This window comes from Sulfuricystis multivorans (genome assembly GCF_003966565.1).
GTDB classification, from domain to species: Bacteria; Pseudomonadota; Gammaproteobacteria; order Burkholderiales; family Rhodocyclaceae; genus Sulfuricystis; species Sulfuricystis multivorans.
Genome location: NZ_AP018718.1, coordinates 437981 through 451409 on the forward strand (window position 1 = coordinate 437981; position 13429 = coordinate 451409).

Annotated in this window: 10 protein-coding genes; 6 read left to right on the forward strand and 4 right to left on the reverse strand. The window is 62.4% G+C overall.

Annotated features, from left to right (window positions below; all coding sequences use genetic code 11):
- Positions 1-14 precede the first annotated feature (14 nt).
- The 4 genes from ruvA to EL335_RS02120 form a co-directional block, all read right to left on the reverse strand.
- Positions 15-614, reverse strand: a complete 600-nt coding sequence (ruvA, locus tag EL335_RS02105) for a Holliday junction branch migration protein RuvA (protein WP_126444022.1) — start codon at positions 612-614, stop codon at positions 15-17.
- Positions 611-1141 (reverse strand): crossover junction endodeoxyribonuclease RuvC, encoded by a 531-nt coding sequence (gene ruvC / locus EL335_RS02110; protein ID WP_172599997.1) that lies wholly within the window; start codon positions 1139-1141, stop codon positions 611-613. The genes ruvA and ruvC overlap by 4 nt, the downstream gene beginning before the upstream one ends.
- A 34-nt stretch (positions 1142-1175) precedes the next feature.
- Positions 1176-1901: a YebC/PmpR family DNA-binding transcriptional regulator gene (locus tag EL335_RS02115; protein WP_126444023.1), complete on the reverse strand. Its 726-nt coding sequence runs from the start codon at positions 1899-1901 to the stop codon at positions 1176-1178.
- Between the two features lie 87 nt (positions 1902-1988).
- Positions 1989-3326, reverse strand: coding sequence for an adenylate/guanylate cyclase domain-containing protein (locus EL335_RS02120; RefSeq protein WP_126444024.1), 1338 nt, complete (start codon positions 3324-3326; stop codon positions 1989-1991).
- Positions 3327-3544: 218 nt separating this feature from the next.
- Between EL335_RS02120 and EL335_RS02125 the strand changes: the two genes are divergently transcribed.
- The 6 genes from EL335_RS02125 to EL335_RS02150 all read left to right on the forward strand — a co-directional run bounded on the left by EL335_RS02125 (position 3545) and on the right by EL335_RS02150 (position 13397).
- A complete protein-coding gene (locus tag EL335_RS02125; RefSeq protein ID WP_126444025.1) occupies positions 3545-5074 on the forward strand; it encodes a helicase HerA-like C-terminal domain-containing protein in 1530 nt (509 codons plus the stop codon).
- 279 nt (positions 5075-5353) lie between these two features.
- Positions 5354-6556, forward strand: a complete 1203-nt coding sequence (locus EL335_RS02130; RefSeq protein WP_126444026.1) for a hypothetical protein — start codon at positions 5354-5356, stop codon at positions 6554-6556.
- A 2-nt stretch (positions 6557-6558) separates the two neighbouring features.
- Positions 6559-6984, forward strand: a complete 426-nt coding sequence (locus tag EL335_RS02135) for a hypothetical protein (RefSeq protein WP_126444027.1) — start codon at positions 6559-6561, stop codon at positions 6982-6984.
- Positions 6985-6987: 3 nt separating this feature from the next.
- Entirely contained in the window at positions 6988-9372 is a 2385-nt protein-coding gene (locus EL335_RS02140; RefSeq protein WP_126444028.1) for an EAL domain-containing protein, read from the forward strand.
- 1 nt (position 9373) lies between these two features.
- Positions 9374-11395 carry a TonB-dependent receptor plug domain-containing protein gene (locus EL335_RS02145; protein WP_172599998.1) on the forward strand — a complete coding sequence of 674 codons (2022 nt, stop codon included), beginning with the start codon at positions 9374-9376 and terminating at the stop codon, positions 11393-11395.
- Positions 11396-11435: 40 nt separating this feature from the next.
- Positions 11436-13397 carry a TonB-dependent receptor plug domain-containing protein gene (locus EL335_RS02150; RefSeq protein ID WP_126444030.1) on the forward strand — a complete coding sequence of 654 codons (1962 nt, stop codon included), beginning with the start codon at positions 11436-11438 and terminating at the stop codon, positions 13395-13397.
- Positions 13398-13429: the final 32 nt, after the last annotated feature.

Here is a 13429-nt window from a genome sequence, read left to right on the forward strand (position 1 = left end):
TACCCCCCGCCGTTTCATCCCTTGGCCAAGGCTTTGAGCGCGGCGCGGATGCCCTCGGCCACGCCGATCCCGGGCGAGAGCCCTGTCATCGCGCCAAGCGCCTCGCGCTCGGAGTAGCCCAACGCGAGCAGTGCATTGAGGATGTCGCTCGCCGCATCCTGGGGGGGCTCGTGTGCCGTGCCACCAGCGCCGAGTTTCGCGGCCGGAGCGATCGTGGGCAGCTTGCCTTTCAGTTCGAGCAGCAGCCGTTCGGCGGTCTTCTTGCCGATGCCTGGGATCTTGACGATGCGGCCGGTTTCCTGCATCGCCACCGCTTGCGCGAGCTCCTGCACCGAAAGTCCTGAGAGCACCGCGAGCGCGATGCGCGCGCCGATGCCGGAGATTTTGATCAGCTGGCGGAAGGTCGCCCGCTCGGCTTCGGTGAGGAAGCCGAACAATGAATGCGCATCCTCGCGCACGACGAGATGGGTGACGAGAGTGATTTTCTCGCCGGGGTTCGGCAGGTTGTAGAAGGTGCTCATCGGCACCTCGAGCTCGTAGCCGATGCCGCCGACATCGACGAGGATCTGCGGCGGATTCTTTTCCAGTAAGGTACCGGCGATGCGGCCGATCATACGAGACGACCTTTCCTGACGCGAAAGCCCTGTGTGGCGATGTTACCGAGTCCCTGCCCGCCATGCGCGTGGCAGATCGCACAGGCCAGTGCATCGGCAGCATCCTTCGAGGGTTCGCCCGGCAGCTGCAAGAGGCGCATCACCATGTGGCCGACCTGTTCCTTCGCCGCCTTGCCGTGGCCCACCACCGCCTGTTTGATCTGCAGCGCGGTGTATTCGGCGACCGGCAGCCGGGCCGCCACCAGCGCGGCGATCGCCGCACCGCGCGCTTCACCCAGCCGGAGCGTCGATTGCGGATTGACATTGACGAAGACTTTTTCGATCGCGGCCTCGTGGGGCGCATAAGCCGCGATCACCTCGCCGATGCCATCGATCAGCGTCTTGAGCCGCTGCGGCACGGGATCGGTATCAATGCTTTTCACGCAACCGCTCGCCACATAGACGAGCTTCTGGCCGGTCTTGTCGATGATCCCGAAACCGGTGATGCGTAAGCCCGGGTCGATGCCGAGGATGCGAACGATGGTCACGAAAGCCGGCGCAGGCGAAACGGCAGGACGAGGCTTATTCGTCCATCACCGCAGTGGTGTAGACCTCCTGCACGTCATCGAGGTCTTCGAGCGCGTCGAGCAGTTTGCGCATCTTGGCAGCGTCTTCGCCGGCGAGCACGGTTTCAGTGAGTGGCTTCATCGTCACTTCGGCAAATTCGGCCTTGAAGCCGGCGGCTTCGAGCGCTTCCTTGACGGCGAGGAAATCGGCGGGCTGGGTGATCACCTCGACCGAACCGTCATCGTTGGTCACCACGTCCTCGGCGCCGGCCTCGATCGCGGCATCCATCAGCTTCACCTCGTCGGTGCCCGGCGCGAAGACGAGCTGACCGCAATGCTTGAACTGGAAGGCGACACAGCCGTCGGTGCCCATGTTGCCGCCGTATTTGCTGAAAGCATGGCGTACCGCGGCGACGGTACGCGTCTTGTTGTCGGTCATGCAATCGATCATCACCGCCGCGCCCCCTGGTCCATAGCCTTCGTAACGCACTTCGCTGTAATCGACGCCTTCGAGTTCGCCAGTGCCCTTTTTGATCGCATTCTCGATCTTGTCTTTCGGCATGTTGACCGATTTGGCCTTCTCGATCGCCAGCCTAAGACGCGGATTGAAAGACGGATCGCCACCGCCGAGCTTCGCAGCGACGGAGATTTCCTTGGCGACGCGCGAGAACGCCGCGCCGCGCTTTTCGTCCTGGCGGCCCTTACGATGCTGGATATTGGCCCATTTGGAATGTCCGGCCATAGCGTGAGTTCCTATGGAGATTTGCGGAAATGACGCCGGCCCTTTGCAGGGCCGGGAGACGAAGCCTATTTTAAGGCAGACGCAGAGTTACGGATGTTGCCGGGGCTTCACGTCGACGATTTCGGTGATCGGCAGATTGGCGATGTCGCGCAATTTTTCCATCCGCGCGCCTTCCTGTTCGAGCAGCGTGCCGACCTGCGAGAAACTCGAGGGGACGAAGACTTCGCGACCTTCCGGGGCGCGGCGGCGCACGCCGAACGAAACCCGCGCGCGTTCTTCGACCGGCAGCTTGCCGATCAGGTTCTTGGTCACCCAGATGCTGCCGTGGCGTGCGAAGTCGGAGATGCGTGCAGCCTGGTTGATCGTGTCGCCGAGCACGACGAATTCGACGCTGGTCGGCGATTGGTAGGTGCCGAGCCATTCCTGTCCTTCGTTGATGCCGGTGTTCAGGTACAGCTCGTTGAACCACTGCTTGCGAATCTGCCAGGACTTCGACAGGCGCTGGATCTCGCGGCGGATCTCGATCGCACAGTCGAGAGCGTTGGCCAGATAGTGGCTGTCTGGCTGCGGAAAGAAGTAATACACCATGCCGTCGCCGACGTGCTTGCCGTAGGTGCCTTTGTATTTGCGGAAGGTGGGCGCCAGCGTGCGCCAGATTTCGTTGATCAGCTCGAAATACTCTTCAGGTGGCAGCTCGGAACAGATTTTCACCGAACCTTGCAGATCGGCGACCAGCACCGCCAGATCGGTCAGTACCGGAAGGCGCTTCCTCAGCAGGCCGCGGATCACCTCGTCGCGGCGCGCCAGCAGCTTGAGCATCTCGTCGGCCGGCTCCGCTTCCGGCACCAGGACGATGAAGATGCCCTCGCGGAAGAATGAGGCGAAAGCGGTGTGGAAACGCTCCTTGTCGCTGCCGTCGGCTTCCGGCAACAGCACTGTCGTTTGCACGACAGGCTGAACGGGTGCGGCCTCGGTTTCGAGATAGGCCGCTTGCAAGCGGGCATAACTCACCGGATCTAGGCCGCGGCACAGGTTGCCGAAGCACTCCGGCCCGAGGCGTGACTTGGCGATCGCAATATGGAAGCCGAGCAGGCTGCCCCATTCGTTACGGCTCACCGGCAGCAGGCGGAACAGATTACGCTGATCGCTGGTCTGCGGCAGCTCGAGGTGATCGTGGAACAGCACGTGCTGGCCGGCTGGATTGATCCACATCAGCTCGAAGCCGTGGTTGATCATGTACGCGGGATGCGTGATGTCGTCGAGCGTCAGATGCAGGGGTGCGTCCGCTATACCGGCCGGTTTGAAGCTTGCGGGGCGGGGCGCGCCGCCTCCTTCCAGACGATCGATGATCTGGGCCATGCTCAAGCCCTCCTGTTTGAGACGACGTATCTCCTCGATGCGGGCGGCGTCGGGAAAAGTATTCATGATGCTTGCTGGCGAATCATGGGGCTACAATCGTCGTGCGGTTCTGAGCCAATCTGAGCCAATGGGTGCTATCGTAAATAAATAACGGCAATATTTGAAGTCTTTTTTCAGTTTATTTTTGCAACCCGTTGTTTTAACGCACATGAGATGTCTCAGGTCGGTGGCGTCCGGCCTGGCAGTCGTCCCCCCTGCAACAAGCGACGTATCTCGTTGAAATCATGAACAAATCATTACCGATTGCAAGGTCAGGCACAGCCGAGCTTTGCCTGCTTTCCAATCTCGCCAACCGCCACGGCTTGATCACCGGCGCCACCGGTACCGGCAAGACCGTCACGTTGCAGCGCATGGCCGAACAGTTCTCCGCGATCGGCGTGCCGGTGTTCCTCGCCGACGTCAAGGGCGATCTTTCCGGCCTTGGCGCGCCCGGCACGCTGACCGACAAGCTGCAAAAGCGCCTCGCCATGCTGGGCATCGGCGACTGGCAGCCGTGCGCGAACCCGGTGGTGTTCTGGGATGTCTTTGGCGAACAGGGCCATCCGGTGCGCGCGACCGTCTCCGACATGGGGCCGCTCTTGTTCTCACGGTTGCTCGGTCTCAACGAGACGCAAGAAGGTGTGCTGCAGGTCGTCTTCAGAATCGCCGACGACAACGGCTTGCTGCTGCTCGATCTGAAGGACTTGCGTGCAATGGTGCAGTTCGTTGGCGACAACGCCGGAGAGTTCAAGACCCAGTACGGCAACATCTCGGCGGCCAGCATCGGCGCGATCCAGCGCGGGCTACTGACGCTGGAGGAGCAGGGGGGCGATAGGTTTTTCGGCGAGCCGATGCTCGACATCAACGACCTGATGCAGACGCAGGATGGCCGTGGGGTGGTCAACATCCTTGCCGCCGAGAAGCTGATGAATGCGCCGAAGGTCTATGCCACCTTCTTGCTCTGGCTCTTGGCCGAGCTGTTCGAACAGCTGCCCGAGGTGGGCGACCTGGACAAGCCCAAACTCGTGTTCTTCTTCGACGAGGCGCACTTGCTGTTCGACGAGGCGCCGGCGGCGCTCGTCGACAAGATCGAGCAGGTGGTGCGGCTGATCCGCTCGAAAGGGGTTGGCGTCTATTTCGTCACGCAGAATCCGCTCGACGTTCCGGACAAGGTACTCGGCCAGCTCGGCAACCGCGTGCAACATGCGCTGCGCGCTTTCACGCCGCGCGACCAGAAGGCGGTGCAGACTGCAGCGCAGACCTTGCGCGCCAATCCCAAATTCAGCGCCGAGCAGGCGATCACCGAACTGGGGGTCGGCGAGGCGCTGGTCTCCTTCCTCGACGAAAAAGGAACGCCCGTGGTGGTCGAGCGTGCCTGGATCCTGCCGCCGGGCTCACGCATCGGGCCGCTGACCCCCGACGAGCGCCAGCAGATGATCCGCTCCTCGCTGGTCTATGGCCACTATGAAAAGATCGTGGATCGAGAGTCGGCTTACGAGATCCTGCAAGGCCGCACTGGCGGAGCCGCCGCGGCTGGGGGGGCGAGGCCAGGGAAAGTCGGCGGCTCCGGGACGGCACCCCGCTCCCCGGCGGGCGAGGGGGGCGGTTTGCTCGGCGAAATCCTGTTCGGCCGCACCGGCCCGCGCGGCGGCAAGACAGACGGACTGATACAGGCGGCGGCGAAGAGCGTGACACGCACCATCGCCAGCCAGGTCGGCCGGGAACTGGTGCGCGGTGTGCTCGGCTCGCTGCTCGGCGGTAGCAGGCGGCGTTGATCGCGTGATACTCTTCTCGACCTCGCAGGACGTTCAAAAACGTCGCGAGGATGGCCAAATGCAAGGCGCCGGGATCGAAGCGACCGAAACATATCAGGGTTAGTGTGGAAATCGATCAGCCATGCCCTCGACGTTTATGACTCGATCGACAGCCAAACTTCGCGGCGAAGCCGCGTACGAAGTCGCCCCTCCCGCGAGAGGGGTTGGAGGTGGGCGGATGTTTGCGCAAGATTTTTTTATCCTTCGCGGGTGACGTTGCCCTTCATGCGCGTTAGAGACATGCTCGTCAGATCATGGCTGGTCGCGGCGCTCCTGGTTTGTGCTTTCGGCGCAACGGCACAGGAACAGAGCGATGGCGCGGCATTCTCGCTGCGCGGCTTTGGAACGCTCGGCCTGGCACGCTCTTCCGCCGACCAGGCCGAGTTCGTGCGCGATCTCTCCCAGCCCGTCGGCATCAAGGAGGGCCGTTGGTCAGGACGCATCGACAGCATCCTTGGCCTGCAAGCGAACTGGCGCGCAACGGCCGAGCTCGAGCTGGTCGGCCAGGTCGTCAGCCGCCTGCACTACGACCGAAGCCATAATCCCGAGCTGATGTGGGTTTTCGCGAAATGGGAGCCCGATCCGCGCCTTGCCTTGCGCCTGGGCCGCATCGGTGCAGATTTCATGATGCTCGCCGACTCGAGGCTGGTCGGCTATTCCTATCTCACGGTACGACCGCCGGCGGATTTCTTCGGCCCGTTGTTCTTCTCCCATTTCGATGGCGCCGATGCAGCGGTCACCTTGCCGGTGGGAGAAGGGTTGGTGCATGTCAAGGCATTTACGGGCCGCACCCATGAGAAGGCTGCTGGTGGGTTAGGCATTTGGGATACCAGCGGTTCGCCTGTCTCTGGCCTGGTACTCGACTACACCCACGGCCCCTGGCAGTTGCGCGCGCAGGCGGCACGCATTCGTTTCGCAGCGGACATGAACACCGGCTTTCTCGAAGCACCGCTGTTGGCCAGCGGGTTTCTCGAGGCGGCGGCTTCGCTGCAGACGAAAGACAAGACCACGCGTTATCTCTCTGCCGGCTTGGTCTACGACCGTGGCCCTCTGCTCGTGCAAGGCATGCTGAACCGCATCCGCCACGAGGCCCAGGTTTTCGAGGATTCCCATGCGGGTTATGTATTGGCAGCCTATCGACTGGGGCGGTTTACCCCATTCATCGGGATATCTCGTTGGAAATCGAAACCCCGTGACGATCTGCCCGCCGTGCCGGTTCCGGTGTTGGGCGAGAACTACCGGCTGTTCATGGCGGGTGCGGCGGTGGATCGGATCACCCATACGCTAGGGGTGCGATGGGACTTCCAGAGAGATATGGCGTTCAAGCTGCAATGGGATGCGGTGCGAGCCGGCAATGGCGCGAGCTTTACGTTTCCGAATGCCGATCCGGCATGGAATGGCAAGACCGACGTGCTGAGCGTCACGCTGGATTTTGTGTTCTGACCATGCGTGCCTTGCTCTTCCTGATCCTCTGCGTTCTGGTTTGGAGCGCATCGGCGGTGCGTGCCGAGCTGGTGGTCGTTGCCAACCCGGCGAGCGGCATCGAACGGCTCGGCGAAGAAGATGTCGTCAATATTTTCCTTGGCCGTTACCGGCGCCTTGCTTCAGGCATCGCTGCCGAGCCGGTCGACATCGAAGACGATACCGCGCTGCGCGCCCGCTTCTATCGCAGTTTGGTGAACAAGAGTCTGCCGGAGATCAATGCCTACTGGGCGCGCTTGGTCTTCTCCGGAAAAACACGGCCGCCACGCTTGGTCGGCAGTGCCGAGGCTGCGTTGCGCTTCGTCGCCAGTCAGCCGGGCGGCTTGGCGTATCTCGAGCGCGCGCAAGCCGATCGACGTGTGAAAATCGTCTTCGAGTTGGCGGAGTAGGCGATGGCGAGGCATTGGCGCCAAGGCATTCTCGTGCGCAGCTTGTTGACCGTCGCAGGCATCGCCTTGTTGGTCGGTGTGCTCGCGACCTTGTTGGCGCGTCAGATCGTGGGCACGCGTCTTAATGATGAGGCGCTGACTCGTCTCGCCGAACTGGTCGATACGGTTGAGAGCACCGCTGCAGTCGCCTGTTTCGCCGAAGACGAACAGCTGGCGAAGGAAGTCGCGCAAGGCTTGCTGCGCAACGGTGAGCTGCGCAGTGTAGTCATTCGCGGTCGGGATCGAGAGTTGGCAAGGGTCGAGCGCACCCCGCGGGAAGACGGCGATCGCGAATCCCTGCTCGTAGTGCGTGCGCTGCATTCACCCTTCAAATCCGCCGAGACGGTCGGCGAAATCCGTCTGCAGGCCGATCGCGCGTTCATCGATGCGCGCATCGCACAGACACTTTGGTTGGCGAGTCTGCTGCTCGTCAGTCAGCTGCTGGCGGTGGTCGTCGCGCTGGCCATTGCCTTGATCTGGCTGGTTTTGCGACCGATCAAAGCGACTTCCGATCGGCTGCACCATCTCGATGCCGCCGGCGGCGAGCGCCTGCCTATCCCGGTGGGGCACGAAGCCACCGAGATCGGTCGACTCGTCGCCGACATCAACGCATTGACGGCGCAGCTGGTGGCTACCCTGGAACAGGAACGCCGGTTACGCCGCCAGCATGAAATCGACCAGCGCAAGTACCGCCATTTGTTCGAGAATGCCGGCACGGGCATATTCGTTGCGGATCGCGATGGTCGGTTGCTTTCTTCCAACCATGCCTACCGTGAACTTGCCTGTCTATCCGGGGAGAAAACAGCGGAGAGCCGCTGGCTGAGCGATGCGCGTTGGGATGCGCCCGGAGAACTTCTGGCGATGATCCGTGCCTGTCTCGATGGCCAGACCGATGCCGCGCCTCTGGCGGACGATTTCCTGCTTCGCGACCGGCGCGGAGAGGAGCGCTGGCTGCACGTGATGATGGTGCCGCTTGGGGATGGCAACGTCCAGGGGACCGTCACGGATGTGACAAAGCGCAAGAGGGAAGAGTTGGCAGCACGGCGTTTGGCCGTCACCGATGCGCTGACTGGATTTCCCAACCGCGCCGGACTGCAGCGCAGCCTTGCCGGGCTCGATTCCCTCTCCGAACCCTTCGCCCTGGTGATGATTGATCTCGACGGTTTCAAGCAGATCAACGATGCACTCGGTTTCCCCGCCGGCGATGCGTTGTTGCTCGCCGTCGCCACCCGCTTGGACGAGCAGCTCGGTGAAAGGGATCGTGTGGCGCGCATCGGCAGCGACGAGTTCGCATTGGTGTTGGCTGGACTTCAGGATAGGGAAGCAATCGCTGGCCGGATCGACCAGCTGGCAAGTCGGCTGAGGATGCCCTATGACATTCGGCTGGATGATACCCGCCATGCCGTGGAGGTTGGGGTCAGCATGGGGGTTGCCCTGTTTCCGGCCGATGGTGGCGATGCCCATCAATTGCTACGTGCAGCGGAACTCGCCCTGCACAGTGCGCGCATGGCCGGCGGGCGCGGCTGGGCGTTCTTCTCCCCGGTCTTGCAGGCTGCGGCCGAGCACCGCCGCAGGCTGGAGGATGATCTGCGTGCCGCCGTCGGGGGGCGCGAGTTGCAGTTGGTCTATCAGCCGATCGTCGAGTTGGCGAACGGCAAGATCGTCGGTGCCGAGGCCTTGTTACGCTGGCCCCATCCACAGCGTGGGCTAGTACCGCCGGATGTTTTCGTGCCACTGGCCGAGGAAATCGGCCTGATCGGCGTCATCGGCCTGGAGGTGGTCGATGCCGTCTGCCGTCAGCTGGCGCAGTGGCGCCAGCTGGGACATGTGCTTTATTGCTCGATCAACGTCTCGGCACGCCAGATTCCCGATGCGCTGCCGCCTGCGCTTCTGCTCGAACGCCTCGGCCACCATGGTTTGCCGGCGGAAAGTGTCGCGATCGAGATCACCGAGAGCGTGCTGATGCGCGATGTCACGGTCGCACGGAGCTGGATCGGTAGTCTGCGTGCCGCCGGCGTGTGCATTTTTCTCGATGACTTCGGCACTGGCTTTTCATCTCTGTCCTATCTGAAACGCTTCCCGCTCGATACCCTCAAGATCGACAAGTCGTTCATCCGCGATCTTCACGCTGACCGGAACGATCGCACGCTTGTCGAGGCCATCATTGCGATGGCAAACAGCCTTGGCTTGCGCGTCGTCGCCGAAGGTATCGAAAATGTGCAGCAACTCGCGCTGCTGCAGGAGATGCGTTGCCGTTACGGACAGGGCTACCATATCGCCCGCCCGCTGGCCGCCGAAGATTTCTCCGCGATTCTGGCGCGGGGAAGCGTCATGCCCGGAGACACCTGAGATGGCTGGCATGCACATCCAGTTGGTGACTCTCTCGGCTCTGCTGCTCGTCTCGCGAGCTGCGGCAACGGAGCTGTCGGAGAACGATTATTTCGGCGAGCTGCCGACGGTGCTGACGGTCAGCCGCCTCGCCCAGCCGCTCAACGAAACGCCTGGCGCCGTGACGGTGATCGAGCGCGAGACGATCCGGCGTTCCGGGGCACGCGAACTGGCTGACGTGCTGCGGCTGGTGCCTGGTTATCTGGTGTCCGGTTACAACGGCGCCAATCCGACCGCTTCCTATCATGCTCCTCTCGATGACTACGGCATCCGTAACTTGGTCCTGATCGATGGTCGGCCCGTCTATTCGGCCTATTATCTGGGTGGCACGGCCGACGGGATGATGGGTGTATTGCTCGAGGATGTGGAACGCATCGAGGTGCTGCGTGGCTCGAATTCCGCTGCCTACGGGGCGAATGCGCTATTCGGTGTCATCAACGTCATCACCCGTCATGCCCAGGATACGCATGGCGTGGAGGCATCCGTCAGTGCAGGCGACGGCGCGATCCGCGACAACTATGCGCGCATTGGTTGGGGCGGTCCCGCCGCCAGCTTTCGTCTCAGCGCCGGACGCCGCAGTGACAGCGGCTATGCCAATCTCTATGATGACAAAAACATCAGCCAGCTGCATTTCCGCGGTGACCTGCGTCCTGCACCCGATCAGGAGCTACTGCTTTCCGCAGGGGTAGTCGATCGCTCCAGCGGCGAGGGTTTTGCCGATCAGCCGGCCAATCCACCTCGTAGCCGGGGGTGGCGCAATATCCACCTGCTGGGCCAATGGCGGCAGCAGTCCGGGCCTGGCGAGGAGCTCAAGCTGACTGCCAGCTTCAATGAGGAAACGCTGCGTGAGCGTTTCACTTATCCTTATGACAATAGCGTCATCGTCAGCGGGGATGGCTTCGGTCGGCGCGTCAATCTCGAACTGCAGCAGCAAACCCAGCTCGCGAAGCAGCTGCGTGCCGTGTGGGGCGCCGGTTACCGTTACGAGAATGCCATTTCACGGCCGCTTTACAACACCGATGATCCGGTGGCGCTCCATGAGGAACGCCTGTTCGGCAATCTCGAATGGCGCCCGCATCCGCAATGGCTGATCAATGCCGGCGGCTTTGCCGCTCACCACAGCCGCATCGGCGGTTACTTCTCGCCACGCCTGATGGCCAATTATCTGATCGCGCCACAGCATACATTGCGTTTCGGAATGACCAGCGCAGTGCGGACGCCGACCCTGTTCGAGCTGGCCAGCGATGTGCGTTTCCATCCGCAGGATGTTGCCAGTCTGTTGGCGGCGAACAAGCGACTCGAAGCCCTGCTCGCCTGGGCGCATCAGCCTTTTCTCCTCTACAAGGCGAGCGGTGGGGCGCAGCCAGAAAGACTCAAGGTGATCGAATTCGGCTATTTCGGCAACCTGAGCGAACTGCGGCTGACGCTCGACTTGCGCGCCTATCTGGAAAAGATGGAGGATCTGCTTGCCAAGGATCGCCGTGCTAACGTCGCCTGGTATGTGACGCCAGCCAACCCGTTCGGTATTCCAGCCGGCGAGGCCATCCCGGTACAGGATTTTCGCAATACGCCAGGACTGCGCAGCCGTGGCATCGAGGCTCAGTTGCGCTGGAAACCCTTCCAGACGACGGAAATCTGGTTGAACCAGTCGTTCCAGCATCTGCATTGGGAAGAAGACGGCAACCGGCCTTTCCCTCCCAGCCGTGCCACAACGATCGCCTGGTTCCAGCAGTTGCCAGGTGCATGGGATATCACAGTCATCTATCAGTCGCTCGGCAGTCATTCTTGGGGCGCCGGGTCGGGTCCCCTGCCGACCCAGCAGCGCCTCGATGCCCGTCTGGCCAGGCAATTCGCGATCGGCACGACGCGCTTGGAAGCAGCGATAGCCATCCAGGCGGCGAATGGCAGTCTGCCGGTGTATGCAGCCGGAAGTGCTATGCAGCTCGAACGCCGCCTTTGGGGAACTCTACGCTTGGCGTTTTGAGTGATAATGACAAAGAGTTGTCTGGTCATGCAATAAGAAAATGACGATCAGGGAGAGGGTGCGACGCGTCGTCGCTGTGCTCGTGATGCTGTCTTCCTTGCCGGCGCTCGCCGGGGAGGGCGAAGGCATTCGGCAAGTGCTGGCGTTGAGTTTGGAGGAGCAGATGGCCATCACGGTGAAGATCGCCAGCCAGATGGAGCAGTCGATGGCCGAGGCTCCTGCGGTGGTGTCGGTGATCACTGCCGACGATCTGCGCGCCACCGGCGCGACGAATCTGATGGAAATCTTGCAAAGCGTGCCGGGCGTGTATGTGAAAACCAACCTGTTCGGCGCCAAACCGCTGCTCTCCATGCGTGGTGCTTCCGGCGTCAATGTGTTGTTGATGATCGATGGCGCGCCGGCCAAGGATCTCGTCTGGTCGCCCGGCATCTTCTGGAAGGGTGTGCCGGCGAACATGATCGAACGCATCGAGATCATCCGCGGCCCTGGCTCGGCGCTGTTCGGTGCGGATGCCTCGGCGGGTGTGATCAACGTAGTCACCAAGACTGCCGGGAGGATTTCCGGCGGCGAAGCCGGGCTCCGGGTCGGCAGCGATGACAGCTGGGCGGGCTGGCTGCAGCAGGGTGGGCAGTGGAACGGTTTCGCCATCGCCTTCACGGCCGATCTGGCAGGCAGCGAAGGCCATTCGCCCTGGATCGCCCGCGACAAGCTGGGGAGCGCAGGGCATGCTTACTTTGGCCATGACGATGCCGATCTGCATTTATCGATCGCCCGGCAGCATTGGCGTTTGCTGGTCGATCACACGCGCCACGAGGATGTCGGTATCGGGCTGACCGGCGCGGCCGTGCTCGATCCGCTCACCCGCGCGAAAGATCGCCAGTCGAGCCTGGCCTTGCTCTACCAGAACGACGCCGTGAGCGCCGATTGGGGGCTTTCCGGCGAGGCACGCTTTCGCGATCTGGCCTACGATTCCGGCAACGGTTTCTGGGAGCGGCCGCCGGGGCCCGGCGAGCTGCGCAATGTGCTCGCGGTCGCCGAGCGCCGGGTCGATGTCGAGCTGATGGCGCACTATCGCGGCCGGCGCGATCATCTGGGGCAGTTCGGCGCTGGCCATGTCTGGCAGACGCCGTATGACGTCAGTCAGACGCTGAATGGCGTGCCGGCCGTTTTCGTGCCCGAGAAAACCCGGCGCAATGCCTATCTCTTCGTCCAGGACATCTGGCATATCGCCCCGGAATGGGAACTGACGGCCGGCGCGCGTTACGATCATTATTCCGATTTCGGCAGCACGCTCAATCCGCGCCTGGCGCTGGTCTGGCAGAGCAGTCCGCGGCTGACCACGAAGCTGATGTATGGCCAGGCGTTTCGCGCCCCATCGTATCTCGAGCTGTATTCGCAGACGGCAGCCAATGCGGCCAACCCCGATCTGCGGCCGGAACGCTCGCGCACCGTGGAGCTGTCGTTCAACTACCGTGCCAGCCGCGACCTGAACTTCGGCTTGAATGTCTATCGATTCGTGCGCAGTGACGTCATCGCGCCAGAAGCGCTGCCACCCTATCGCTTTGCGAACCTGGGCCGTTATGTAAGCCAAGGCATCGAGCTCGAGGCGCAGTGGCAGGCGGGTCGCTCCCTGCGGCTGAGCGGCAATGTGAGCCAAATGCAGCTCGGCGCCGTCGATGATCCATTGCGGGATCTGGCTGTTCCGCGGCGTCAGGCCTATCTGCGTGCCGACTGGATGATCGCACCGAAGTGGCACTGGAACCTACAGGCCCACTGGTTCGACCGGCGCCCGCTGCCCGCCAATGATCCGCGCATGCCGCTGGGCAGCGCTCTCTTGTTGTCGACCAGTCTGCGCTACTTCCACGGCAGCGACTGGGAATTCGCCGCCACCCTCCGCAACCTGGCGGACCGCGACCTGCACGAATACTCGAGTCGTGCGCTGGTGGACAATCTTCCCTTGCCCGGCCGCAGTTTCGCAGCCGAACTCCGCTACAAGTTCTGATCTGCGCCATGGGCCGCTTGCTACTCCGCTTC

Excerpts from the sequence above, each read along its gene's own strand:
- ruvA (WP_126444022.1), bottom strand. The coding sequence starts at position 614 with ATGATCGGCCGCATCGCCGGTACCTTACTGGAAAAGAATCCGCCGCAG.
- EL335_RS02115 (WP_126444023.1), bottom strand. The coding sequence starts at position 1,901 with ATGGCCGGACATTCCAAATGGGCCAATATCCAGCATCGTAAGGGCCGC.
- EL335_RS02120 (WP_126444024.1), bottom strand. The coding sequence starts at position 3,326 with ATGAATACTTTTCCCGACGCCGCCCGCATCGAGGAGATACGTCGTCTC.
- EL335_RS02125 (WP_126444025.1), top strand. The coding sequence starts at position 3,545 with ATGAACAAATCATTACCGATTGCAAGGTCAGGCACAGCCGAGCTTTGC.
- EL335_RS02130 (WP_126444026.1), top strand. The coding sequence starts at position 5,354 with ATGCTCGTCAGATCATGGCTGGTCGCGGCGCTCCTGGTTTGTGCTTTC.
- EL335_RS02135 (WP_126444027.1), top strand. The coding sequence starts at position 6,559 with ATGCGTGCCTTGCTCTTCCTGATCCTCTGCGTTCTGGTTTGGAGCGCA.
- EL335_RS02140 (WP_126444028.1), top strand. The coding sequence starts at position 6,988 with ATGGCGAGGCATTGGCGCCAAGGCATTCTCGTGCGCAGCTTGTTGACC.
- EL335_RS02145 (WP_172599998.1), top strand. The coding sequence starts at position 9,374 with ATGGCTGGCATGCACATCCAGTTGGTGACTCTCTCGGCTCTGCTGCTC.
- EL335_RS02150 (WP_126444030.1), top strand. The coding sequence starts at position 11,436 with ATGACGATCAGGGAGAGGGTGCGACGCGTCGTCGCTGTGCTCGTGATG.